This is a genomic window from Psychromicrobium ferritrahens, assembly GCF_043789415.1.
Lineage (GTDB): Bacteria > Actinomycetota > Actinomycetes > Actinomycetales > Micrococcaceae > Renibacterium.
In genome coordinates this window covers 89,120-112,848 of record NZ_JBDLLW010000002.1, presented here as the reverse complement: position 1 = coordinate 112,848, position 23,729 = coordinate 89,120, and the positions used below count along the sequence as shown (strand labels likewise).

General features: G+C 60.3%; 17 protein-coding genes. 11 read left to right on the top strand and 6 right to left on the bottom strand.

The features are described 5' to 3' along the window. Positions 1-153: 153 nt before the first annotated feature. The 3 genes from ABDK06_RS10215 (at position 154) to polA (ending at position 4,646) form a co-directional block, all read left to right on the top strand. The gene (locus ABDK06_RS10215; RefSeq protein WP_394940923.1) at positions 154-1,344 is read left to right on the top strand and encodes an inorganic phosphate transporter; all 1,191 of its coding nucleotides are present in this window, start codon (positions 154-156) and stop codon (positions 1,342-1,344) included. Further along, positions 1,341-1,571 (top strand): hypothetical protein, encoded by a 231-nt coding sequence (locus ABDK06_RS10210; protein ID WP_394940922.1) that lies wholly within the window; start codon positions 1,341-1,343, stop codon positions 1,569-1,571. The genes ABDK06_RS10215 and ABDK06_RS10210 overlap by 4 nt, the downstream gene beginning before the upstream one ends. Positions 1,572-1,955: 384 nt before the next feature. After that, positions 1,956-4,646, top strand: a complete 2,691-nt coding sequence (polA, locus tag ABDK06_RS10205) for a DNA polymerase I (protein WP_394941304.1) — start codon at positions 1,956-1,958, stop codon at positions 4,644-4,646. Positions 4,647-4,753: 107 nt separating this feature from the next. Here the strand turns inward: polA and ABDK06_RS10200 are convergent, their stop codons facing one another. Next, positions 4,754-7,648 (bottom strand): CARDB domain-containing protein, encoded by a 2,895-nt coding sequence (locus tag ABDK06_RS10200; protein ID WP_394940921.1) that lies wholly within the window; start codon positions 7,646-7,648, stop codon positions 4,754-4,756. Positions 7,649-8,540: 892 nt separating this feature from the next. Further along, a complete protein-coding gene (locus ABDK06_RS10195) occupies positions 8,541-9,512 on the bottom strand; it encodes an SDR family NAD(P)-dependent oxidoreductase (RefSeq protein ID WP_394940920.1) in 972 nt (323 codons plus the stop codon). Between the two features lie 78 nt (positions 9,513-9,590). Between ABDK06_RS10195 and ABDK06_RS10190 the strand changes: the two genes are divergently transcribed. The 4 genes from ABDK06_RS10190 to ABDK06_RS10175 all read left to right on the top strand — a co-directional run bounded on the left by ABDK06_RS10190 (position 9,591) and on the right by ABDK06_RS10175 (position 14,733). Continuing rightward, entirely contained in the window at positions 9,591-10,916 is a 1,326-nt protein-coding gene (locus ABDK06_RS10190; RefSeq protein WP_394940919.1) for a GNAT family N-acetyltransferase, read from the top strand. Next, positions 10,916-12,211, top strand: coding sequence for a GNAT family N-acetyltransferase (locus ABDK06_RS10185; RefSeq protein WP_394940918.1), 1,296 nt, complete (start codon positions 10,916-10,918; stop codon positions 12,209-12,211). Before ABDK06_RS10190 ends, ABDK06_RS10185 begins: the two co-directional genes overlap by 1 nt. Before the next feature lie 159 nt (positions 12,212-12,370). Further along, a complete protein-coding gene (gene rpsA, locus ABDK06_RS10180) occupies positions 12,371-13,846 on the top strand; it encodes a 30S ribosomal protein S1 (protein WP_394940917.1) in 1,476 nt (491 codons plus the stop codon). Between the two features lie 482 nt (positions 13,847-14,328). Further along, entirely contained in the window at positions 14,329-14,733 is a 405-nt protein-coding gene (locus ABDK06_RS10175) for a serine/threonine protein phosphatase (protein ID WP_394940916.1), read from the top strand. 286 nt (positions 14,734-15,019) lie between these two features. Here ABDK06_RS10175 and ABDK06_RS10170 read toward each other — a convergent pair whose 3' ends face one another. Next, positions 15,020-15,379: a GNAT family N-acetyltransferase gene (locus ABDK06_RS10170; protein ID WP_394940915.1), complete on the bottom strand. Its 360-nt coding sequence runs from the start codon at positions 15,377-15,379 to the stop codon at positions 15,020-15,022. A 22-nt stretch (positions 15,380-15,401) separates the two neighbouring features. On the opposite strand from ABDK06_RS10170, the gene coaE reads away from it, so the two are divergent. Continuing rightward, positions 15,402-16,625 (top strand): dephospho-CoA kinase, encoded by a 1,224-nt coding sequence (gene coaE, locus ABDK06_RS10165; RefSeq protein WP_394940914.1) that lies wholly within the window; start codon positions 15,402-15,404, stop codon positions 16,623-16,625. Positions 16,626-16,630: 5 nt separating this feature from the next. Here the strand turns inward: coaE and ABDK06_RS10160 are convergent, their stop codons facing one another. Continuing rightward, entirely contained in the window at positions 16,631-16,966 is a 336-nt protein-coding gene (locus ABDK06_RS10160) for a hypothetical protein (RefSeq protein ID WP_394940913.1), read from the bottom strand. A 149-nt stretch (positions 16,967-17,115) separates the two neighbouring features. Between ABDK06_RS10160 and uvrB the strand changes: the two genes are divergently transcribed. The 3 genes from uvrB to ABDK06_RS10145 all read left to right on the top strand — a co-directional run bounded on the left by uvrB (position 17,116) and on the right by ABDK06_RS10145 (position 21,951). Further along, positions 17,116-19,197, top strand: coding sequence for an excinuclease ABC subunit UvrB (gene uvrB / locus ABDK06_RS10155; RefSeq protein WP_394940912.1), 2,082 nt, complete (start codon positions 17,116-17,118; stop codon positions 19,195-19,197). A gap of 184 nt (positions 19,198-19,381) precedes the next feature. Beyond that, positions 19,382-20,551, top strand: coding sequence for a TerC family protein (locus ABDK06_RS10150; protein WP_394940911.1), 1,170 nt, complete (start codon positions 19,382-19,384; stop codon positions 20,549-20,551). Positions 20,552-20,646: 95 nt separating this feature from the next. Next, on the top strand, positions 20,647-21,951 hold the full coding sequence (locus ABDK06_RS10145) for an MFS transporter (protein ID WP_394940910.1): 1,305 nt from the start codon (positions 20,647-20,649) through the stop codon (positions 21,949-21,951). Here ABDK06_RS10145 and ABDK06_RS10140 read toward each other — a convergent pair. Together ABDK06_RS10140 and ABDK06_RS10135 are read right to left on the bottom strand one after the other, a co-directional pair. Further along, positions 21,926-23,218, bottom strand: a complete 1,293-nt coding sequence (locus ABDK06_RS10140; RefSeq protein ID WP_394940909.1) for an alpha/beta fold hydrolase — start codon at positions 23,216-23,218, stop codon at positions 21,926-21,928. The genes ABDK06_RS10145 and ABDK06_RS10140 overlap by 26 nt on opposite strands. After that, positions 23,215-23,688 (bottom strand): GNAT family N-acetyltransferase, encoded by a 474-nt coding sequence (locus tag ABDK06_RS10135; protein WP_394940908.1) that lies wholly within the window; start codon positions 23,686-23,688, stop codon positions 23,215-23,217. The genes ABDK06_RS10140 and ABDK06_RS10135 overlap by 4 nt, the downstream gene beginning before the upstream one ends. Between the last annotated feature and the right edge of the window lie 41 nt (positions 23,689-23,729).

Sequence of the window (23,729 nt, the reverse complement as noted above, 5' to 3'; positions counted from 1 at the left end):
CAAAAGGATCCAATCTCAGGGCGGGCTATCGACGAGGTCAGATTCACGATTTAGAGTAGCCGGAGATCCGGTTTGATTTTCTCTCGACGGGTTTGGCCGTGCGGGTCACGGTGAGCAGTGAACAGCGGATAGAACTTATAGATAAGGACTCTTGTGGACCTGTTGGTCATTGTTGTTTTAGTCATTGTGGTGGCGCTTTTCTTCGACTTCACCAATGGATTTCATGACACCGCGAATGCCATGGCTACGCCCATCGCGACCGGGGCGATCAAGCCCAAGGTCGCCGTCGGACTGGCGGCCTTGCTTAACCTGGTGGGTGCCTTCCTCTCTACGGAAGTAGCCAAAACGATCTCCGGGAACCTGATCAATGAAGGCCCCAGCGGCATCAATATCACCCCCACCATTATTTTCGCCGGGCTGCTCGGTGCTGTGCTCTGGAATATGCTCACCTGGTTGCTCGGTCTGCCGTCCAGTTCCTCTCACGCCCTGTTCGGCGGCCTGATCGGCGCCGCCATCATTGGTGCGGGCTTCGGAGTGATCAACTACGGCGTATTGCTCAGCAATGTCATCATCCCGGCGCTCTTGGCGCCCCTGGTGGCAGGCTTCGTAGCCTTCGTCTGTACTCTGGTCGCCTATGCCATCACTCGACGGGTTTCCGACGATGGCGCTCATCTGCCTAATCGGCGTGCCGGATTTCGTTATGCCCAGATCTTCTCTTCTTCGCTGGTCGCGCTGGCGCACGGCACCAACGATGCGCAGAAGACCATGGGCGTCATCACCCTGGTGCTGATCGCGGGCGGCTATCAGGCGGCGGGGACCAATCCTCAGCTCTGGGTGATCGCGTCTTGTGCGTTGGCTATTGCGCTTGGCACTTATTCGGGTGGCTGGCGGATCATCAAGACCCTGGGCAGCGGGTTGACCGAGGTCAAGCCCGCGCAGGGCTTCGCCTCTGAGACCTCGACGGCTGCCGCGATTCTGGCCTCCTCGCACCTGGGGTTTGCGCTCTCCACCACTCAGGTTGCTTCCGGTTCGGTGATCGGCTCCGGTCTGGGTCGCCCCGGCGCGGTGGTTCGCTGGAGACTGGCGGGAAAGATGGCGGTGGGTTGGCTCTTCACCCTGCCGGCTGCGGCAGTGGTGGGCGCGATCGCTGCCCTGATCGCGCAACTGGGAGTATTCGGACTGGTTCTCGACGCCGTGCTCGGCCTGGGCGGCGTGCTGGCGATTTTCATCGTTTCGCGGCGCGGCGATGAACGGGATATTGCCGGGGTCGCCGAAGTCGAGGCGGCTGCGGAGATCATTGAAAGACCTAAACGGCGAATTCGTGGATTGGCGGGGAAGAAATGAGTATCAATTGGGCGGCTTTCGCCGTAGTGGCGATGGCCACCTTGGTTGCGGCCTTAGCCGTGGTCACTCTGTTCTCCTTCGCGGTCAGACTACATGCTGAGAGCATGGACAGGACCGGGGCTGCCCGGGTTCGAATCCGGATTGCCGGTTTTATCTGTTACCTGCTCTGCGCGGCTGCGGTGCTCTACGGCGTGTATCTCATCGTGCCGTTCTTCCACGGCAAATAGGCCTCACCCTCACTCGTTCTCTTCCGTTTGTCCCAGTGAGTGTTACTGGCGGTGCAGGAGTGCAGTTATTTCTGTCTCATGAGTAACAGCACTAACACTCAATGGGAAGGCTGGTTGGAGGGGATAGCGCCTATCGTTCTGCCCTCAGTGAGTTGTGAGGGGCCCGTTGGCGGCTTTTTGCCAGCGGGAAGCAACGAATACTCGCGGGCTCTGCGTGGGGACCCCTGGACTGGGCCCACGTGCCGAGGGCCCCGAAGCGAGGAACGAGCTTTGGGAAGGCATGGGGATAGGCTTAGCTCTGTGAGTGAAACGACTGCTGTTGCCCTTGGCCCTGCTGCGCAGAGTGCCCAGACCCCGAAGCTGCTGGTGCTGGACGGTCACTCGATGGCCTTCCGAGCTTTCTATGCCCTGCCTCCGGAGACTTTTGTCACCGATACCGGGCAGCACACCAATGCGGTGCACGGCTTCACCTCGATGTTGCTCACCATGATCCGGCAGCAGAAACCCAGCCATGTCGTGGTGGCCTTCGACCTGGACACTCCGACTTTCCGCTCTGAGGAGTACACCGAGTACAAGGCCGGGCGGAATAAGACCCCCGAGGAGTTCGGTGGCCAGGTCGATTTGATCATCAAGGTGATGGACGCGATGAACGTGCCTACCATCAGCCTCGACGGCTACGAAGCGGACGACATCATCGCCACCCTGGCCACCCAGGCCGAAAACGCCGGTTGGGACACCCTGGTGGTCTCCGGCGACCGTGACGCTTTCCAACTGATCACCGAGAAGACCTTGGTGCTCTACCCCAAGAAGGGGATCTCGGACATTCCGCCGATGGACGCCACCGCGGTCCAGGAGAAGTACTTCGTCTCACCCGCGCAGTACTCCGATCTGGCGGCCCTGGTGGGGGAGACCGCCGACAACCTGCCGGGAGTGCCCGGCGTCGGGCCCAAAACAGCCGCCAAATGGATCAACCAGTACGGCGGCCTGGAAGGCATCCTGGAGAACCTCGACTCGATCGGCGGCAAGGTGGGCGACGCACTGCGTGAGCACATCGACAGCGTGAAACGGAACCGCAGGCTCAATCACCTGCTGCGCGACCTCGACTTGCCGGTTCCTCTGGAAGCCATGGAACTCAGGCACCCGGACCGGGAGAAAGTCGAGGAGCTCTTCGATGCCCTGCAGTTCAAGACGCTGCGCAAACGGCTCTTCGACCTCTTCGGAAGCGATGAAGACGACGCCCCCGACGCCGAGCATCAAGTTCCGGCGCATCAGCTGCTCACCGAGGCTTCCGCCGTCACTAGCTGGTTCGAGAGCCTTGGCTCGAGCAGGGTGGGGCTGGCACTGGCTGGTGACAGTCTGCCTCTCGCGGACCCGATTGGCTTGGACGTGCACGGCATCGCCTTGAGCACCCAGTCCTCGGCCGCTTACCTACCGCTGGGAGATCTCGACGCCGCGGCGGAAAAAGTGCTGGCCGACTGGCTTGCGGGCGACGCTCCTAAGGTGGTTCACGACGTCAAGGCCGCCTATAAGGCGCTCTCCGGCCGGGGGCTGCGGCTCGGCGGAGTGGTGGATGACACCTCGATCTCCGGCTATCTGATTCAGCCCGAGCGGAGGAATTACGAACTCGCTGATCTGAGCCAGTACCACCTCAAGACGGCGCTCAGTGTGAGCGCCGTCAAGGACGCCGGGCAACTCGACCTCGGTCTGGACGGCGACGACGGAGCCGCCGACGCAGTGGTACGGGCCTTTGTCACCGAGCGGCTGAGCGATCACTTTGCCCCGATGCTGGAGGAACGCGGAGCACAGAAGCTGCTCAGCGGAATGGAGCTACCGCTCGCCAAGGTGCTCGCCGAAATGGAGCTCTCCGGAATCTCGGTCTCCAAGGAGACCCTGGATTTGCTGATGTCCGACTTCACCGAGACCATCGAAGCCGCGCAGAGCGAGGCCTATACGATCATCGGCCACGAGGTGAATCTCGGCTCGCCCAAGCAGCTGCAAACAGTGCTCTTCGATGAACTGGGAATGCCCAAGACCAAGAAGATCAAAACCGGCTTCTCCACCGATGCCGAGGCGCTGGCCGACCTGACCGAGAAGCACCCGCACCCCTTCCTGCTGCAATTGCAGACCTACCGGGACGCCACCAAGCTACGCCAGACCGTGGAAGGCCTGCTCAAGTCGATCGGCCCCGACGAGCGGGTGCACACCAGCTACGCGCAGAACATCGCGGCCACCGGACGGCTCTCCTCCAACAACCCGAACTTGCAGAACATCCCGATCCGCAGTGAGGAAGGACGTCGCATCCGCGGTGCTTTCGTGGTTGGTCGAGGCGTGCCACAGAAGGCTCAACAGGGTGGCAAAACAAAAACAGCGATTCAGTACGAGACCCTGCTGACCGCCGACTACTCCCAGATCGAAATGCGGATTATGGCTCACCTCTCCGGTGATCAGGCCTTGATCCAGGCTTTCAAGGACGGCGAGGACCTGCACCGTTTCGTCGGCTCGCATATCTTCAATGTGGAACCGCAGGATGTCACCTCTGCCATGCGGTCCAAGGTCAAGGCAATGTCCTACGGTCTGGTCTACGGCTTGAGTTCCTTTGGCCTCTCCAAGCAGCTGAATATCAGCGTCGATGAGGCACGCACCTTAATGAAGGATTACTTCGACCGGTTCGGCGCGGTGCGCGATTACCTGCGCGGGGTGGTGGAGCAGGCCAGGCTGGATGGCTACACCGAAACCATCGAGGGTCGCCGTCGTTACCTTCCCGAGCTGACTAGCGACAATCGGCACTTGCGTGAGATGGCCGAGCGGGCGGCGCTCAATGCGCCGATCCAGGGTTCCGCCGCCGATATCATCAAGCGAGCCATGCTGGGTGTGGATGCAGAGATCAGCAAGGCCGGGCTGGAGTCCAGAATGCTGCTTCAGGTTCACGATGAATTGGTCTTCGAGGTGGCACCGGGGGAACTCAAGCAGCTCACCGCGCTGGTCTCAGAGCAGATGGCCTCGGCTGCCGACCTCTCGGTGCCGCTCGACGTGCAGATCGGCACCGGTAAGAGCTGGTTCGACGCCGGGCACTAGCCCTGCTGCTACCGGGCCCAGTGCTCGGCTGAAACTCATGATCAGAGCAAAAGGAGGGCGGGTTTCGCAGTGCTCGAAACCCGCCCTCCTGGAGCGCTATTCCGCGATCAGGGCAGAATATTGAGGGTGAAGGTACTCGTGGTGTTCTTCACGTCCTGCGCGTTGTTGGAGAACTTCAGATTGCTGAAGGTCGCAGAGCCGACAGCTGGGCCTTGACCCGGCTCGGGCATCTCATTGGCCCAGATCCCGAATCCGCTCTTGGCATCGAACTGGTCCCCTGACTTCTGGGCGCCTGAGATTGAGACATTGCTGAAAGAGACGTTCTGGAAACTGTTCTGCGGCGTCGAGCCCGAGTAATTGGTCTGGAACATTATGCCCGAATAGGTGGGGTCGACGATATCGATATTTCGCATCACGATATTGCTGAAGGTCTTCGAGGCTGAGAACATCCAGATCGCTCCGAAGGTCTGGGAGCCCCAGAAGTGCCCGCCGTCCCGCAAGAGCGTGATGCCATCGAACACGGTGTCCTTGGGCCCGAAACCTTCCATCGGGTAGCCGAAGTCCAAGGAGGACACCGTCACACCCGAGTAGACCAGAGTGTCCGCGATCAGGATGTTCCGGAAGGTGTTATCTTGACCGCCGTAGACGGCCAAACCGGCAGCCCGCCAGGTCAAGCGGCTGGTCAAGTTCTCGAAGACATTCCCCGACTGCCCGCTGCCGCCGTTATCGGTGGCGGCGAAGAGTGCGAAGGAATCGTCGCCGGTGCTCCTGGCATCCACATTGCTCACCCGGTTATTTGCGCTGCCATTGGTCATATTGATGCCGTCGGCAAAGGTATCTCGGATCCGTGAATTCTTGACCGTCGAGTTGTCCATATTGGAAGCCCAGAACATGCAGATCATGTGCTCCACCCAGACGTTGTCGATGGTCATCGAGGAGACATTGCTGAAGTCGAAGACCTTTCCTGGGCCGTCGATGCGCTTGACATAGTTTCCGAAGTAGGCGAAACCGGTGAAGCTCGAACCATTGGCGGTGTTCTCCGCCCGCCAGCCGATATCGGTGTTGTCCTGATCGGCGGGGGCATGGAACCTGGTGTACCAGGGTCCGGCTCCAATCACCTGAACGGCTTTTCCATAGACTTGGAATTTACTCGAGGTCGAGTAGTCACCGGCTGGCAGATAGACGCCGAGCAATTTGCCCGTGGTGTCCTGCCGGAAGGCATCCAGCGCGTCCTGCACATTCTGGTGGCTGAAACCCGCTGGCACCAGGTATTTCGTGGGATCCGGATTCGGCTGCACGCTGACTTGCTCGATGTCGACGAAGTCGATGGAGTAGTAGGAGGCGGTGTTCCCGCTATCCTTCTGCAAGCGGATAGTGGAGTTAGCCGGCACCGTCGAATCGAAGAGAATGTTGGCTTCGTCGTAGATATGCCGCGGGCTGCCCGCGCTCGGGGTGTTGTCGGGATTGGTCTCGTTTCCGTAGAGCCAGGAGTAACGGCTGGTCAGGTCGAGGGTCTTGAAGAAATTGCCGTTGACGTACACGCTGATGGTGGCATTGGCCCCCTTGCCATCCGCGGAATCGGGGATCGCAAAGCGGGTGACCAGGGTATTGGTGGCCTGTGGCAGAGCCCACTGCACATAGTCGCCGGTGGCTGAGAGCTTCACGGCCTTGCGTCCCGAGGCTTCACCCGCGAGATCTCCTACTGTGCGGTTGGGCCCCAAGACAGCGGCCGAGCCTCCCAGCGAACCGTCCTCCGCTTCCAACGTGCGGTACGGCATATTGGCGCCGCGCCCGACGAACAGGTTCGAGGAGGAGGTGTTATTGCCCTGCTTCGCCGCGTTCTCGGCGGAGTCCGGGGCGATCGTGGTCTGCACCGTATAGGAGCCGTTCGCGGCCAGCCAGCTACCCAGATTCACCGGGCTCGCGGTTGCTCCGGCCGCGATCGTGCCCGTGACGCTTCCAGTGAAGCTCTTGACCGCGGTGCCGTTGCTGTCGAGTACTTTGAGGGTCACGGCGTGTGCTGTCGCAGAAGATGGCTGATTGCCCTGGTTCTTGACGGTGACAGCGAAAGAGACCTGATCACCCGCATTGGGGGATGTCGGATTCGGCGAGGCGGAAACAACCACCAGATCAGCGGAAGGCAGTGCCGAGACAAGGAGCGGGCTGGCAGCGATCAGGGTGTTGTTCTCGTTCAACTCGGCGATGGTATTCGCCGGATCCACGGTGGCTTTGAGTTCATAGCTACCGGCGGGCTGGGCCGCGACCGAGAGACTCACCGTTGTGCTAGCGCCGATGGCGAGGGCAGGAACTGCTGCGCTGCCCACTTTCTTCCCGGCCAGGAAGAAGTCCACGGAGCTGGCCGGAGCGTTCGCCGTTCCGGTGTTCTTGACCGCCGCGTTGAGCGTCAATGCGCTGGTTTCGTCCGGAGCAGCGGGGGAGGAGGAAATCGAGCTGACCGTGAGATCTGGTTTGGGTGAGGGGATGCCCCAGACCTCGAATTCTGAGAGCTGGGCGGCTGGCCAGCCAGTATTGGCGCTGAATTGGAGCCGGACATAGCGCGCCGAGGTGTCGGGGACATCGACGCTCACGGTGTTGTGCTGGGCCGGATCGAAGGTGTAAGAGCTGGCGGATTGAATCGTCTGGAAGCTCGAACCGTCGGTGCTGCTCAGCACCGCAATGGTCTGGCTGCGGGTGGCCCAGGCTGCCGCGTCGGGCAGTTTGAGTTGGAGAGATTCCACCGTGGAGTTCTCACCGAGGTCGACTTGGACCCACTGCGGAAAGGCATTATTGGCTGATTCCCAATAGCTGCTCTGATTTCCATCGGTGACGTTCGCCGAGCCGTAGACGTCGTTCTGGCTGCTCTCCGAGGTGGACTTTCCGGTGGAGAGGATGCTGGTATCGGCGTGGGCTGCTGGCACTGAGAGCAGTGGAATCAGTCCGGCTGCTAAAGCGACCGCGGCTGCTCTTGCCAGTGCGCGGCGCAGGGGAGGTGGGTTTTTCATGGTGTCCTTTCGATGCGTCATCGTCGACGAGGCGCCACACCATCAACGATGACGGCGCAGAGCTTTTCAGGGGACGTGAAGAGGAATACAGCGTTTCATAAAGGCTGGAGTGCACTTTATGAAGGGAGACTTACGGCACTGATGCTATCTCTCAGATTGTGGCCGCGCAATGGATTTAAAAAGTTTAATTAATATTTTGCGAAAGCGCTTGCGCAGAAAGTATTAGCGGAGCTACAGTAGTTTCGAAGTTGGAAAATCCGCTGGTTATCAGGGATTTAAGAGAAGGGAATACGCGAACACAATCTGAACCGGATGGTGATGTGGCCACTGCACTGCTGGCGTCACTCATGCCCGGCCTTTGATGCTTGGTTTGACGGGCCTGGGTGGTCGGTGAAGCCCCTGGCTCTGCCTCTCGTCGTATCGGTCGAAGGCGATCATGCGGAATCTTAAGTTCAGGCCCCTGGTTGAAATCTAGGTTTTTACGGGTGCATTTATTGAATAACTCAGTGAGTTCGTTCGAGAAGTATGTAAATTTGCATATTTATGTAGTTATTTAATACCCAATTATCGCCTCGAAACTTAAATATTCAAGTATTAATTCCGTTTATTCCAAGGAAAATATGCGAGGTAAGGACACCATCTCTGGTGCATAGCCGGAGGGTAGTCCTGCGCTGACGTTTAAGAGGTGCTTCGCTCACTTCAGCGCTGCCCCCAGTCCGCACCACTCCCGCTTTGCCCCGACCTAGCCAGTGCCACCTCGTCTGTGCCACTTCAGCCCTCGGCAACATCACGTGGAGGAGATCACCGGGGCCCAGACGAAGACGACGCCGCGCTCCTCGGCGGGCACGACGTCGTGAATCGGTTGAAATTTTGCTATCCGTGAGGCTGCAGTCTAGAAGGCATTGACCCCGGTCAGCTCGGCGGAGAGTACCCAGAGCCGACGGGCTTGCTCGGCGTCTACCGCCCAGGCCTTCACACCGCCGAGGGCCGGATTGTCTTCGAGCGCGGGTTCGGCGACGTCGCAGTCCTGGCAATAAACCCCGCCGTGACCCTTGAGCAGGGCGGATGTGGCAGCCCACACCGAGGTGGCCGCCCCCTGCGCCGGAGTTTTGAAATGCGCACTGGCAGCGGGGCTGGGAGTGCCGTCTTCCGCGAGCCAGCCGAGCGCTATCTGATCCTCGAGGGAGAGGTGACGCTGCAGAGGGGTGAAAATACCTCCGGGATGCACCGAAAAGGCGTGCAACCCGCTCTCCGCGCCTAGGGCATCCAAGTGCACCGCGAAGAGAGCGTTGGCGGTTTTGGCTTGCCCATAGGCCTGCCAGTGGTCATAACCGCTGGTGAACTGCACATCATCCCAGCGGATCGGGGAACGGAAATGCCCAGTGGAAGACAGTGCGATGACCCGGCTCTGCTCGGCGAACGCTGGGCGCAGTCGGTTGATCAGGGCGAAGTGGCCGAGGTGATTCGTGGCGAACTGAGCCTCCCAGCCGGGCCCCACCCTGGTCTCCGGGCAAGCCATGATACCGGCGTTATTGATCACCAGGTTCAGCACCCGTCCGCTTTCCAAGAATCCTTCGGCGAAGCCTCTGACGCTCTCCAGATCACCGAGGTCCAGGGTCGCCACCTCCACCTCGGGCAGCTCTTTCAAGGCTTCCCGCGCGACTTCGGGCCGTCGGGCGGGTACGATCACTCGAGCTCCGGCCCGGCTCAAGGCCGCGGTGGTTTCAAAACCAATACCCGAATAGCCGCCGGTGATGAGCGCCGTCTGCCCGGAGAGATCAATGCCGGAGAGCACTTCCTCAGCGGTGCTCTGCGCGCCGAAGCCGCTGCCCAGCTGGCCCTGCTTCTCAAGATTGTTCGTCATCCTGCCAGGCTAGGTGCTGGAGTGCCCTCCAGGTCAGGGGCTTCATTCTGTCTACGATGCGAACTAGGCTGGATTCTTGTGAGCGTAATCCGAGAACCAGAGACGAATTTTCCCTACACTCTCGAATGCTGGCCGCTGAGGGACTCGGTTGATTCGGCGGGAACCGTGGATGAACGCGCTAAGTCCTGGATGCTCGCAGTGGCCAGAGGATTCCACGAAAGCGATATTGCTGAAGAGAATCAGCCCACATTCGTCGGAACTGCTGCCGCAGACGGTCAAAGGGCGTATGCGGCCTATGCCGAGCAGATTCGGCAAGGCAGCCTTCCGCGGCGGGAACCAGTTGCCACCTATGCTTCTTCGGATGGCACGATCAATGTCGGTGCCGGGCTATTGCCAGTGGATATGATCACCGCGGTGACCGTGCGACCCAGCCACAGGCGGCGTGGTCTGCTTTCCGCGATGATCACAGCGGACCTCGCCGACGCCAAGCAGCGAGGTGTGCCGTTGGCCGCACTCACAGCCTCAGAAGCATCGATTTATGGCCGGTTCGGTTTCGGTGAAGCCACCAGATCTCGCTTTGTCACAGTGGATACTTCGCTTGGCTTCGCCTTGCGCACGGCGCCCACCGGTGAGGTTGAACTGGCTCCCACGAGCTCTGCCGGGGCTGTGCAGGCGGAGCTGTTTGAAGCTTTTCACGCCACGACGTACGGGTCGATTCTCCGCCCTGATCACTATCGGTTGCTGGTAGCCGGAGAAGGCAGCTTTGACCACCCTGAGCCCGATCGCAAGGTTCGGGTGGCCGTTCACTATGCATCGGATGGTCAGATCGACGGCTATGTCAGTTATAAGCATCTGGGGTATCAACATAAGCCGCTGACCCTCGAGATCATCGATCTGCTGGCGCTCAATTCGAACTCTTACCTAGCGCTTTGGCAGTTCCTCGGCGGGGTTGATCTTTCGATGGCGGTGGAATGGCCTGGAGCGCCGGTCAGCGATCCGCTGCTGTGGGCACTCGTCGATTCACGCCGCTACAAAGTGACCCGGGAAGTCGATTCGCTCTGGTTGCGGCCGCTCGATGTACCAGCGCTGCTGAATGCCCGGAAATACTGGGCTGACGGCGAGATCACCTTGCGAGTTCTGGATTCGCTGGGGTGCACCCCGGGGGTCTTCACCTTGAAGGTGCAGGGTGGGCAGCCGAGCACGATCTCGCACGGTGAAGATGATGGACCGGTTGACCTCGAACTAGACGTCGCCGCGTTGGGCTCGCTCTATTTAGCTGGTGTGAGTGCCAGGACTCTGCATCAGGCCGGGCGACTGCCCGCGGAGACTGCGGAGTCCGCCCTGGAGCTATTCGATGATTTGTTCCGCAGTCCGGTGCCGCCGGTGACCAGAACGGCTTTTTAATGGCTTTCGACGACGACTACCAGATCAGGCGCTTTCCGGCCGCCGCTCCGGATGAGCCCGGGTACCAGCAGGCGGTGGAGTGGATCCGTGCGGTGAATCACGGCTTCCACAGCCCGAAACGCAGTGTCGAGCAGATCAACACCTCACTGGCGATCCGGGTCAAGGATGGGCATCAGCACACCGCCGTCTATCAGCTCGGGCAGCCAGCCGAGTACTCCTTTGACCGAGAACGGCCGATTGCCACTTTCGGAAGCTTGGTCAAAGAGCTCAATATCGGTTTCGGAAAGATGTTGCCGACTCTTTTGGTGACCGCGGTAACGGTTCGTAGCACGCACCGGCGGCGCGGCATACTGAGCAGGATGATGAGCGAGAACCTGCTCCGCGCCAAGCGGGACGGGCTCGCTCTCGCGGCGCTCACCGCTTCGGAGGGTGGCATCTACCGGCGCTTTGGTTTTGGAGTAGCCACTAAAGAGCGCTCCGTGACGGTCGATGTGGGGCCTAGGTTTCAGCTGAGCCAGGAACTCCCCGGCAGGGTGGAGGCCGTCCCGCGGCAGGCCCTGGTGGAACTGGCTCCGAAGATCTTCGCTCCCTGGCATCGCAGTCAGCCGGGGTCAATCGACAGGCTCGAAGGCTACCGTTATCTTGCCGCTGGAATGGGCGCCTGGAGGAATGAAGAAGACGAGAATGTGCTCAGTGCGTTGCACTATGACGCCGAAGGCCAGCCAGACGGCTATGTCTCCTATAAGTTTCTCGGCTGGGACACTCAGCCGACCGCGGTGGAGGTCATTGATCTGGTGGCGGCCACGGATCAGGCATATCTGGAGCTCTGGCAGCATCTGGCGGCTATCGACCTGATTGAGCAGATCCGCTGGCAGCAGGCACCTGCGGAGGATCCACTGGAGTGGGCGCTCAGCGATCGGCGGTGCCTGAGTGTCAGCGCCGAAAAAGACATGCTGTGGTTGCGGATCCTGGATGTCGTGCAAGCCTTGGAGGCCCGCGAATACCCGGCCGATGGTGAGCTCTGCCTGGAGGTGTCCGATCCGCTTCAACTGACGTCCGGGATCTTCCAGCTTCTCGTGGTCAGAGGGAAAGCCAAGGTCTCAGTGGTGGATCACGCTGAAAAGCCCGATGTGAGCTTGGATATCGCGGATCTTAGTTCGCTTTATCTGGGTGGTGTTCCGGCGAGTATTCTGTGTGCCGCAGGGCGGATCAGCGAGCATCGGAGCGGCGCCGTCGAACTCGCTCAACGCCTCTTCGCGGTGGAGCGTCCGCCGTTCTGTGCAAGCCATTTTTAGTCGGTCCTCTGATCTCTCGCTGGAACGGCGTCACGGGCCCGAAACGTGTTTTGCGTTACTTGCCAGATCCAACTAGACTAAACGGGCGCGTATTGCGTGTCTGCAAGCCGTGCTCAAAGAGATTTTTCCCAAAACTATCCACATCGGAGTCCCTACTACATGACCATCACCACCCCAGAAAAGACCAGTACTCCTGTCGTTGCGATCAACGACATCGGTACTTCTGAGGATTTCCTCGCCGCTATTGATGCCACCATCAAGTACTTCAATGACGGCGATCTCGTCGAAGGCACTGTCGTCAAGGTTGACCGTGACGAAGTTCTGCTCGACATCGGCTACAAGACCGAAGGCGTTATCCCTTCCCGCGAGCTTTCCATCAAGCACGACGTCGACCCTTCAGAGGTCGTTTCCGTGGGCGACGAAGTCGAAGCCCTGGTTCTGACCAAGGAAGACAAAGAAGGCCGCCTGATCCTGTCCAAGAAGCGTGCGCAGTACGAGCGTGCCTGGGGCGATATCGAGAAGGTCAAGGAAGAAGACGGTGTGGTCACCGGTACGGTCATCGAGGTTGTCAAGGGCGGCCTGATCCTGGATATCGGCCTGCGCGGCTTCCTGCCCGCTTCGCTCGTCGAGATGCGTCGAGTGCGCGACTTGGCTCCGTACATCGGTCAGCAGATCGAAGCGAAGATCATCGAGCTCGACAAGAACCGCAATAACGTGGTGCTCTCCCGTCGTGCTTGGCTCGAGCAGACCCAGTCCGAGGTTCGCTCGACCTTCCTCAACAAGCTGGAAAAGGGCCAGGTTCGTCCCGGCGTCGTTTCCTCGATCGTCAACTTCGGTGCCTTCGTGGACCTGGGCGGCGTCGACGGACTCGTTCACGTTTCCGAGCTCTCCTGGAAGCACATCGATCACCCCTCCGAGGTTGTCGAGGTCGGACAGGAAGTCACCGTCGAGGTGCTCGAAGTCGATCTGGATCGCGAGCGGGTTTCGCTCTCGCTCAAGGCCACCCAGGAAGATCCGTGGCAGACCTTCGCCCGGACGCACGCTCTGGGCCAGGTCGTCCCGGGCCGCGTGACCAAGCTGGTTCCGTTCGGTGCGTTCGTTCGCGTCGAAGACGGCATCGAGGGCCTGGTGCACATCTCCGAGCTGGCCGTGCGCCACGTTGAGCTCGCTGAGCAGGTCGTCTCCGTCGGTGACGAGCTGTTCGTCAAGGTCATCGACATCGATCTCGAGCGTCGTCGGATCTCGCTGTCGCTCAAGCAGGCGAATGAGGGCGTTGACCCCGAGTCGACCGAATTCGATCCGGCACTCTACGGCATGGCCGCTGAGTACGACGAAGAGGGCAACTACAAGTACCCGGAGGGCTTCGATCCGGAGTCCAACGAGTGGCTTGAGGGCTTCGAGACCCAGCGTGCTACCTGGGAGCAGCAGTACGCTGAAGCCCAGACTCGCTGGGAAGCTCACAAGAAGCAGGTCGCTCAGCACGCTGCGGACGACGCCGCTGCAGAGTCCGAAGCTGGCAGCGAAGCCGCTCCGACCAGCTACTCTTCAGCTGTCGAGGCTCCTACCGCCGACGCCGGTACCCTGGCTTCCGACGAAGCTCTGGCCGCACTGCGTGAGAAGCTGACCGGAAACTAAGAGAGCGGGGCACTCCCGCAGTGTCGGCTTCGCCGCCACAGCGGGTCCCTCGTGCCCCGCTCTACCGGGGTACTTTCACGGTGTCGGCTTCGCCGCCACGGCGGGTCCCTCGTGCCCCGCTCTACCGGGGTACTTTCACGGTGTCGGCTTCGCCGCCACGGCGGGTCCCTCGTGCCCCGCTCTACTGAGGCACTTTCGCTCACTAACTGAGTTCAGTCTGGGGCCGTCACTTTCGAGTGACGGCCCCAGCTGTGTTTAAGGCCAACCCTGTTAACCGGTTGTCCCACTGAGTGGTACAGATGTTGCGGATCAGGCGGAATATTTGCCACATATGCACCATCCGTAACATTCACTGGGACGGTTGGTTTTGAAAGGGGTGGGTACCAGGCCTGCGGACGCGATAGCCTAACGAGGCCAGGATGCTCGCTATCGCTACAGTGAGCCATCCCGACCATAGTGGACTATCCCGGAAAGAGGCTCCAATGATTCCCGAAGAATGGATCCGGGTGATCCGCCCGGATGACCGTGAGATCGTTGGCTATCTGGAGATGCTCGACGACGGTTTCGTGCCCCGCGATCTGCTGGGAAGGCCAGTGGAGAACCATGCAGAAGCGCTCGATTATGACGAAGCCGAAGAGCTGTTGATCGGGGCAGGCCTGGAGTATTTGGCGCGACGCTGGAAGCTGAGTGTGGACGACGCCGAGGAACCGATTTATGTGGTGGTCCGGGAGATCAGCCCAGCCCAGGTGACAGTGATCAGCGACGACCCTGACTATCATCGGGATCTCGGTACCGCCTTCACCTTGGAGCTGCCGGAGTTCTCGGATCGACTTCAGCCGGGCGCCGCTGGATCGGGCCCACGCTTTGTGATCGCGATGCCCAACTAGATCTCCACCCGAATCTCCACCCTTGAACCGAGGCGGCCGCCGCTCGACATCGGCAGACTTAAAGGGTGCAGAACTCTCAAGTTTTTCCCTCTCAAGTTTCTCCGCGATGCGGCAATTGCAGCAGTTGCCAGGCATCTGCGCTGGGCCGCACACTTCGAACGACTCGGCGGGTGATGATGGGCGTGCGGACGTTCGGCATCACGGAAATCGTGGCTGCCGCCCAGAGTAAGTGCCAGCACTGCGGACATCGGCTGTCCAAGCACGCCGGAAGGGTGCCGCAAGCCGTTTAACTCAGCGCTAGTTCCGCGGTGACCTGTTCGCCGCTGACGGACTCAGTTGCTCCATGCGCCACCAGAATTGCTCGTGCTCCATGGTTAGACAGGGTGGTTCGGGCCAGCACCCGGCACGCTCCCAGCCGACGCGCTTCGTCCAGCACCAGGGAGAGTGCGGCGCTGCCGATGCCCCGAGCACGGGCACTCTTGCCGAGCCAGATCCCGATTTCCAGACTTTCGGCGTCCAAGTAAGCGAGGCGCACCGAACCCGAGACCTGGGCGGCGTCGCAGAGCGCTAACTCGATCAAATCGGAGAGCATTTGCTCATCGACCGGGCGCAAGCTCACCGCAGGCCGTGTCCGCAGTTCTGACACGGCGCTAGTCTAAGCTGGAAACATGCTTTCGATAGGCCTCACCGGTGGCATCGCCGCTGGAAAATCATTGGTCGCCCACCGCCTTGTGGAACTCGGGGCGGTGCTCATCGACGCTGATCGGCTCGCCCGGGAGGTAGTAGCTCCCGGCACCGAAGGACTCGAAGAGATCCGGAAGATTTTTGGTGCGGAAGTCTTCGCCGCCGATGGCAGTTTGGACCGGGCCCGGCTGGGCACGCTGATCTTTGCCGATCAGAAATTGCGTGAGCAACTCAATGCCATCGTGCATCCCAGGGTGCGGAGCAGAGCCGCTGAACTCAGCGCGCAGGCAGCTTCAGACGCCGTGGTGGTTCAAGATATTCCCTTACTGGCCGAAACCGGTCAAGGAGCTAAATTTCATTTGGTGATCGTGGTCGACGCCGCCGAGGACTTACGACGTCGGCGTCTGATCGAGCGGCGCGGCCTGAGTGAGCAGGCGGCCAGGGAAAGAATCACTGCTCAGGCGAGCAGAGAGCAACGACTCGCGGTGGCCGATGTGGTGCTCGAGAACAACGGTGCGGAACAGGAACTACTGTTACGGGTGGAGGCGCTCTGGAAGGAACGGCTGCTGCCTTTCGCCGCCAATCTTGCGCGGGGAGCACGAGCGCAGCGCAACGGCCCGGCGATGCTGTTCCCGGCGGACCCCAGCTGGCCGGCTCAGGCGCAACGGCTCGCGAACAGGATCCTGGCGGCGACGGGTGAGCGGGGAATCGGCGTGGACCATATCGGCTCCACCGCGGTGCCGGGCCTGGAAGCCAAGGATGTGATTGATTTGCAGCTCAGGGTGCGCTCGCTCGGGGTCGCGGACGACTTAGCACCAACTCTCGCAGCAGCCGGATTCCCTGGTTTGCCTGATATCTCCAGGGATACTCCGAAGAGCTTCGACCCGGAGCCCGAGCACTGGCGGAAACGGTTCCATGCCAATGCTGATCCAGGCCGCCCGGTGAATCTGCACGTTCGGGTGGAGGGCTCTGCTGGAGCGAACTATGCGCTGGCCTTTCGGGATTGGCTGCGGGCCGATCCGAAGATCAGGGCCGAATATCTCGCGGAAAAGCGCCGGGTGGCTGCTGCACATGCCAGCGATGTTTCGACCGCCGGCTACGCCGAGGCGAAAGAACCGTGGTTCACCGAGGCAGCAGAGCTCGCTTTGGAGGCATGGAAAACCCGGAGCGGCTGGCAGCCGCCCCGGGTTGATTTCGGCAAGGCTTAGGAAAGTCAGAAGCCGAGCAAAACGTTGTAACCCGGGTAACCCGAGTTCGAAAAGTTCGCGGCCAGAACCATGATGAAAATAAACCAGATGATGCCAAGAACCGTGACGATGATGCCAATAATGATGCCGATGAAGGCGGGGGTGTTCTTGAAACCGGCGGTCTTGGACTGATTATTGGCGATGATCGAGATGATCAATCCGACGATACCGAAAACGATGGAACAGACCAGGCCGACGATGCCCAGAGTCTTGCCCGGAAAATCGGCGCCGGCAGCCGGCGGATAGCTGCCATTCGGAGTGGGGTAGCTGGGGGGCTGTTGCTGCCCGTAAGGATCGCTCATCAGGGGCCTCTCTAAGGGGTTTTGTGATACCTAATGTGTAATTGCTTAGCAACTTTATCGAATCTCCTGCGAGAACCCTAGGCTTTGGCTGGAATTACCTTGATAGAAGTTTTTCGCAAACTGTCGGTGCCAAGCAGTAGCGTAGAGGTATGAGTCTTGCACAGCAGATCAACCGCGTGGTGGCGCCCTTCGAAGTGATCAGCGAATATCAGCCGGCGGGCGATCAGCCCGCGGCGATCAAGGAGCTGACCGAACGGATCAATAACGGGGAGAAGGACGTGGTGCTGCTCGGTGCCACCGGAACCGGTAAATCGGCGACCACCGCCTGGCTGATCGAGCAGCTGCAACGACCCACCCTGGTCATGGTGCAGAACAAGACCCTGGCTGCGCAGCTGGCCAATGAGTTCCGTGAACTGCTGCCGAACAACGCGGTGGAGTACTTCGTCTCCTACTACGACTACTACCAACCGGAAGCCTACGTTCCGCAGACCGATACCTTCATCGAGAAAGATTCCTCGGTGAACGAAGAGGTTGAGCGGCTGCGTTATTCGGCCACCAACTCGTTACTGACCCGGCGGGATGTCGTGGTGGTCGCCTCGGTATCTTGCATCTACGGCTTGGGTACCCCGGAGGAGTATGTCTCCGGGATGGTCACCCTGCAGCGTGGCGCTCAGGTGAACCGTGATGATCTGCTGAGGAAATTCGTCGGCATGCAGTACAAGCGCAACGACATCGATTTCCACCGTGGTACTTTCCGGGTCCGCGGAGACACCGTGGAGATCATCCCGATGTATGAGGAACAAGCATTGCGCATTGAGTTCTTCGGTGACGAGATCGAGAAGATCTACACCTTGCACCCGCTCACCGGAGAGGTGATCCGTGAGGAAAACGAGATGTACGTCTTCCCGGCTTCGCATTACGTGGCCGGGCCGGAGCGGATGGCGCGCGCCATCGCGAGCATCGAGGACGAGCTGGCGGTGCGGCTGAAGGAACTGGAATCGCAGAACAAGCTGCTGGAAGCCCAGCGGCTGCGGATGCGCACTACCTATGATCTGGAAATGATGCAGCAGATGGGCTTCTGCAATGGCATTGAGAACTACTCGCGGCACATCGATGGGCGGGAGGGTGGCAGCGCGCCGAGTTGCCTGATCGACTACTTCCCTGATGATTTCCTGCTGGTGATCGACGAATCGCATGTCACAGTGCCTCAGATCGGGGCGATGTACGAAGGGGATATGTCTCGGAAGCGGACGCTCGTGGATCACGGCTTCCGGCTGCCCTCGGCAATGGACAACCGGCCGCTGAAGTGGGACGAATTTCTCGAGCGGATCGGTCAGACGGTCTATCTTTCCGCTACACCGGGCAAATACGAACTGGCCAAGTCCGACGGCGTGGTGCAGCAGATCATCAGGCCGACCGGCTTGATCGACCCAGAGGTCATCATTAAGCCCACTAAGGGCCAGATCGACGATCTGCTGGGGGAGATCCGTAGCCGGGTCGAGCTCAATGAGCGGGTTTTGGTGACCACCTTGACCAAGCGGATGGCTGAGGATCTCACCGAGTATCTGCTCGGTCACGGCATCAAGGTGCAGTATCTGCACTCCGACGTCGATACCCTGCGACGCGTCGAATTGCTGCGTGACTTGCGGCTGGGCACCTTCGACGTGCTGGTCGGCATCAACCTGCTCCGCGAAGGCCTTGACCTTCCGGAAGTCTCCCTGGTCAGTATTCTGGACGCGGATAAGGAAGGGTTCCTGCGTTCTGCCACCTCCTTGATTCAGACCATCGGGCGCGCGGCGCGTAACGTCTCCGGCCAGGTTCATATGTACGCGGATAAGATCACCGATTCGATGGCGACGGCGATTGACGAGACCAATCGTCGTCGGGCCGTGCAGGTCGCCTATAACACCGAGCACGGTGTCGACCCGACCCCCTTGCGCAAGAAGATCGCGGATATTACCGACTCGCTGGCCCGTGAGGACGCTGATACCAAGGAGCTGCTGGACAGCGCGGCTAAGGGCAAAGCCAGAGGCAAGGCTCCCACACCGGTGCGGCACGATGGTTTGGCGGCGGTACCAGCCGAAGATCTGGTCGATCTGATCGAGCAGCTCACCGCCCAGATGCACGGGGCTGCAGCGGAACTGCAATTCGAGCTGGCTGCCCGACTGCGTGATGAAGTAGGTGACTTGAAAAAGGAGCTGCGGCAGATGCAGAACGCCGGTCACGCCTGAGCCGCTGTTAGCCGCTGGCTGCAGGATTTTGCTCGGTGAGCATGTAAACTAATAGCTGCGTAGGGGAGTATCCCAAGTGCTACGAACGTCAACACGCAGGGCATGGTTGCCCCGCCGGGCGTAGCGGTCGGTCAGCGAATCGGCGGAGAGACTTGCGACGATTTCGTCTACCCGAAAGAGTCTTATGACTGATCTTCCTCTTGCCTTTGAAATCGGGACCTTCGTGGTCCTGGGGCTGGTTCTGCTGTTCGATCTGCTTCTCGTACTGAAGCGCCCGCACGAACCTTCGATGAAGGAGGCGGGCCTCTGGATCGCTTTCTACATCGGTCTTGCCTTGATCTTCGCGGTCTTGATGTTCATTTTCACCGGTCCAGAGCACGGCTCCCAATTCGTCGCTGGGTGGATCACCGAATACAGCCTGAGCATCGACAACCTCTTCGTGTTCATCATCATCCTGGCCAGATTCGGTGTGCCCAGAAAGTATCAGCAAGAAGCCTTGATGGTCGGCATCATTCTCGCGCTGGTGCTGCGAGGGATCTTCATCCTGCTGGGTGCGGCAGTCATCGAGAACTTCAGCTGGGTCTTCTACATCTTCGGTCTCTTCTTGCTTTATACCGCCTGGCAGCAAGCCCGGGACTCAGGTGAGGATGAGGGACACGCCGGAGATAATGTGCTGATCCGAAAGATCCGTTCCGTGCTGCCGATGTCTCAGGACTTCGACGGCAGCAAGGTCCGCACCGTCGTGAACGGCAAGAAGGTCTGGACCCCGATGCTCATCGTGTTCATTGCGCTGGGCCTGACTGATCTGCTCTTCGCGGTTGACTCGATCCCCGCGATCTTCGGTCTCACCAAGGAACCCTTCATCGTCTTCACCGCGAATATTTTCGCCCTGATGGGGTTGCGTCAGCTCTACTTCCTGCTCGGCGGATTGCTCAAACGGTTGGTCTTCCTGAAGCACGCGCTGTCGATCATCCTTGGATTCATTGGCATCAAGCTGATCCTGCACGCTATGCACGTCAATGAACTGCCCTTCATCAACGGCGGTCATGGCATTGAGTGGGCACCGGAGATTCCGACCTGGCTCTCTCTCGTGGTCATCGTGGCCACCATTCTGGTGGCTACTGTGGCGAGCTTGCTGGTTTCACGGGGGAAGGTCGATCCCGAACTCGAGAAAGCAGGAGAGCTTTCCCAGGTCGATGAGCTCGGCGATGAGGAATCCTCGGCTGATCGACTGCAAGCGGCTAGAACCCCTGAGAGTGAATCAGGACCGAAGCAGAGCCAGGCGGCCGAAGCTTCTCAGGCCACTGAAAGCTCGGTTGAAGAGCCTGGAAGGCCCGGCTCCGGCGCTCTCTGATCGACTCTTGAGCGGCCCTGCCCGGTGGTGAAAGACGGCGTGCTCGTCGAAGCAGCCGGGCAGGCTAGCCGATAGAAGAACCATAAGATGGTTCGATGGCTGAGATCACTGATTCCTCGATTCCCGGTATTCAACGACGTACCGTTGCGGTGCTGTCGGGGGCTCAGCTGCTCGGTGGCCTGGGTGGCGGCGCAGCGCTCTCCATAGGTTCACTTTTAGCCGTTGACCTTTCAGGTTCTGAGGCTTGGGCCGGTTCGTTGACTACGGTGCTGACCTTGGCGGCAGCGCTGGCCGCTTTGCCGATGGCTGCCCTGGCGGCAGCTCGCGGCCGTCGAATATCGCTCACACTCTGCTTGCTGATTGCGCTGGCCGGTGCGGTGCTGATCATTGTGGCGGCTTCCACCAGGCTCTTTCCGCTTTTGTTGCTCGGCGGTGTGGGGCTGGGCTTCGGTACCACTGCGAATTTGCAATCGCGATTCGCGGCGACCGATTTGGCTCTGCCTCGACACCGGGGTCGCGATCTTTCCATCGTGGTGTGGGCGACCACCATCGGCGCAGTCGCCGGGCCCAATCTGATCAAACCGGGTGCGCAGTTGGGGGCGATTTTTGGCTTGCCCGAGATGGCCGGACCATTCCTCTTCTCAGCGCTGGCAATGGGTGCTGCGATTCTGCTGTTGAGCTTCGGGTTGCGTCCGGATCCGCTCCGCATCGCACAAAGTCGCTGGGCGGAGGAGGGGCTCGCTGCTCCAGGATCCACTGCTTCGGGGGGACGTTCGCTGAGCGGTGGTATGGCCGCCATCTGGCGTTCCCCGCGTGCCCTGATGGCCTTGCTCACCGTGATTGGCAGCCATGTGGTGATGGTCTCGGTGATGTCCATGACGCCCCTGCATCTACAGCAGATCGACGAACACGCCGCAATGGGGCACCACAGCACCGATGTGCTGGCTTTCATCGGTTTCAGCATCTCACTGCACATCGCCGGTATGTTCGCGCTTTCACCGCTCTTCGGTTGGCTCAGCGACCGATTAGGCAGGGTGCCCATGATGGTGATCGGTCAGTGCATGCTGCTGGTTTCAGCCGGCATCGCCGGCTGGGGACAGCACGACGCCGGGCTGGTGACCACCGGTCTGGTGCTGCTTGGCCTCGGCTGGTCGGCGTCCATCATTGCGGCTGCCACTTTGCTCAGCGAGAGTGTGCCACCGGAGCAACGGGTGATGGTCCAGGGGGTCTCCGATACCTTGATGGGCTTCACCGCCGCTGCGGGGAGCATTCTGGCCGGAGCGGTGCTAGCCAGTTGGGGGTATGGCGGGCTGAATCTCAGCATCGCGGTGCTGTCGGTGGCCGTCCTGCTGGGGCTATTGCTGCTTCATCGCGTCACTCGCCGCGCGCCAGCTGCTTGAGGGTGGCGAAGATCTTCTCACCGTCGGCGCGCAGTCCGTCATGATGATATTCGCCGGTCTCCCAGAGCTTGAGCCCGCGCACTGAACGCGCGGTCTCCACAGCCAGGCCGTGATCGACGTAAATATCGTCGAAATAGGCGGTCGCCGCTACCGGGACATCATTGCGCGCCAGTTGCTCCAGATCGTAAAGCGCGGGCCAGTCGCTGTCCTGAGCCACTAGTTCCGCCACCTCTCGCAGCGGGCGAAGTGCAGGATCCTCTTCGAAGTACCAGGGCATAATGGCCTCACCGGTGAAGTTGAACGGCACCGAATCCGGGGCCAGGTCTCCACGTTCCTCAGCCACCCGGGCAGCAGCCCAGCGTGAGGCCTCCCCTTGGCAATAAATGGACTCGTGCAGCACGGCGTAGAGCGGGCTCGCCGCATAAGAGACCAGCTGCGAGGTCTGGGCGAGGAAACTATCCGAGAGCCGCGGGCCTTCGCTGGTTTCCACAAAAGCATCCTCGAGTAAATAATGCAGTCCGTCGATCCGGCTATTGCCGCCGAGGAAGGAACCCAGCATCTGAAAGCGATGACCGGTGAGTTGTTCACCGGTAGGCAGGAACTCAGGCGTCTCAGCCAGATGCTGTGCGATCTGCCGTGCGATCACTTGATCCTCGGGGTATCTGCTGAAGTACTCCCGGTTCCGGGCCGCCACGCGCTGGTAGGTCGCCCGATAAACCCGGTCGGGGTGTCCGTGCAAGGGTCCGAGGCCCGCGGTGATGAAGGCCTCTTTGAGCCCGGCAGGGAAGAACGAGAGGTAGCTCAGCGCGCAGAATCCACCGAAACTCTGCCCCAGGATGGACCAGGGTTGGCTATCCAGCGCGCCGCGGATGGCCTCGGCGTCGGCCACGATGGAATCGGCTCGAAAATGCTTGAGATAGCTGGCCTGTTGGGCGGCGCTGCCACGGGCGGGCAGAGTTTGCCGGTTGATTGGTGAGGAGAGTCCGGTGCCGCGTTGATCCAGCAGCAGCACCCGGAATTCCTTGAGCGCCTCTTTGACCCAGCCGCTGGGGGACAGCGGACGATCAGCCCGATGTCCAGGACCACCCTGAAAGTAGACCAGCCAGGGAGCATCAGTGGCATCCTGGCGGGCGATCTCACGAGCGAATACGGTGAGCTGTTCGCCGTCGGCCGCTCGATGATCTAAGGGAAGCGAAAACCAATGATCCTGATAGAGATGTTCATCTCGAATCACTCGATGACCCAGTCGATGATGTGGCGAGCTCATGATTCTCCAACTTTCTGTAGCGCCGCACCGGTGAGCCGGAAGGTGGTCCATTCCTCCATCGGTTCTGCGCCTAGCGAGCGATAAAAATTGATGGACGGGGTGTTCCAATCGAGCACGCTCCATTCCACCCGGGCATAGCCCTGCTGAACCGCGATCTGCGCGAGGTGTTGCAAGAGCGCCTTGCCATGACCGCCGCCGCGTGCTGTCGGACGGACGTAGAGATCCTCTAGGTAGATCCCGTGCACGCCTTCCCAGGTGGAGAAGTTCAGGAACCATAGGGCGAAGCCTTGGACGCCGGAAGAATCTTCCGCGACGTGAGCGAAAACCTTGGGAGCTTCGGCGAAGAGCGTGGCCTGCAGCATGGCCTCGGTGGTCTTGACCGCTTCCGGTTCCTTCTCGTAGATCGCGAGATCGTGAATCAATTCCAGAATGACCGGCACGTCGGTGGGCAGGGCGGGGCGAATAGTCATGTTTCGAGGCTATCTCACTGGCGAGGGGCTGGGCATCGTTG

Excerpts from the sequence above, each read along its gene's own strand:
- ABDK06_RS10210 (WP_394940922.1), top strand. The coding sequence starts at position 1,341 with ATGAGTATCAATTGGGCGGCTTTCGCCGTAGTGGCGATGGCCACCTTG.
- polA (WP_394941304.1), top strand. The coding sequence starts at position 1,956 with ATGGCCTTCCGAGCTTTCTATGCCCTGCCTCCGGAGACTTTTGTCACC.
- ABDK06_RS10200 (WP_394940921.1), bottom strand. The coding sequence starts at position 7,648 with ATGAAAAACCCACCTCCCCTGCGCCGCGCACTGGCAAGAGCAGCCGCG.
- ABDK06_RS10195 (WP_394940920.1), bottom strand. The coding sequence starts at position 9,512 with ATGACGAACAATCTTGAGAAGCAGGGCCAGCTGGGCAGCGGCTTCGGC.
- ABDK06_RS10185 (WP_394940918.1), top strand. The coding sequence starts at position 10,916 with ATGGCTTTCGACGACGACTACCAGATCAGGCGCTTTCCGGCCGCCGCT.
- rpsA (WP_394940917.1), top strand. The coding sequence starts at position 12,371 with ATGACCATCACCACCCCAGAAAAGACCAGTACTCCTGTCGTTGCGATC.
- ABDK06_RS10175 (WP_394940916.1), top strand. The coding sequence starts at position 14,329 with ATGATTCCCGAAGAATGGATCCGGGTGATCCGCCCGGATGACCGTGAG.
- coaE (WP_394940914.1), top strand. The coding sequence starts at position 15,402 with ATGCTTTCGATAGGCCTCACCGGTGGCATCGCCGCTGGAAAATCATTG.
- ABDK06_RS10160 (WP_394940913.1), bottom strand. The coding sequence starts at position 16,966 with ATGAGCGATCCTTACGGGCAGCAACAGCCCCCCAGCTACCCCACTCCG.
- uvrB (WP_394940912.1), top strand. The coding sequence starts at position 17,116 with ATGAGTCTTGCACAGCAGATCAACCGCGTGGTGGCGCCCTTCGAAGTG.
- ABDK06_RS10150 (WP_394940911.1), top strand. The coding sequence starts at position 19,382 with ATGACTGATCTTCCTCTTGCCTTTGAAATCGGGACCTTCGTGGTCCTG.
- ABDK06_RS10145 (WP_394940910.1), top strand. The coding sequence starts at position 20,647 with ATGGCTGAGATCACTGATTCCTCGATTCCCGGTATTCAACGACGTACC.
- ABDK06_RS10140 (WP_394940909.1), bottom strand. The coding sequence starts at position 23,218 with ATGAGCTCGCCACATCATCGACTGGGTCATCGAGTGATTCGAGATGAA.
- ABDK06_RS10135 (WP_394940908.1), bottom strand. The coding sequence starts at position 23,688 with ATGACTATTCGCCCCGCCCTGCCCACCGACGTGCCGGTCATTCTGGAA.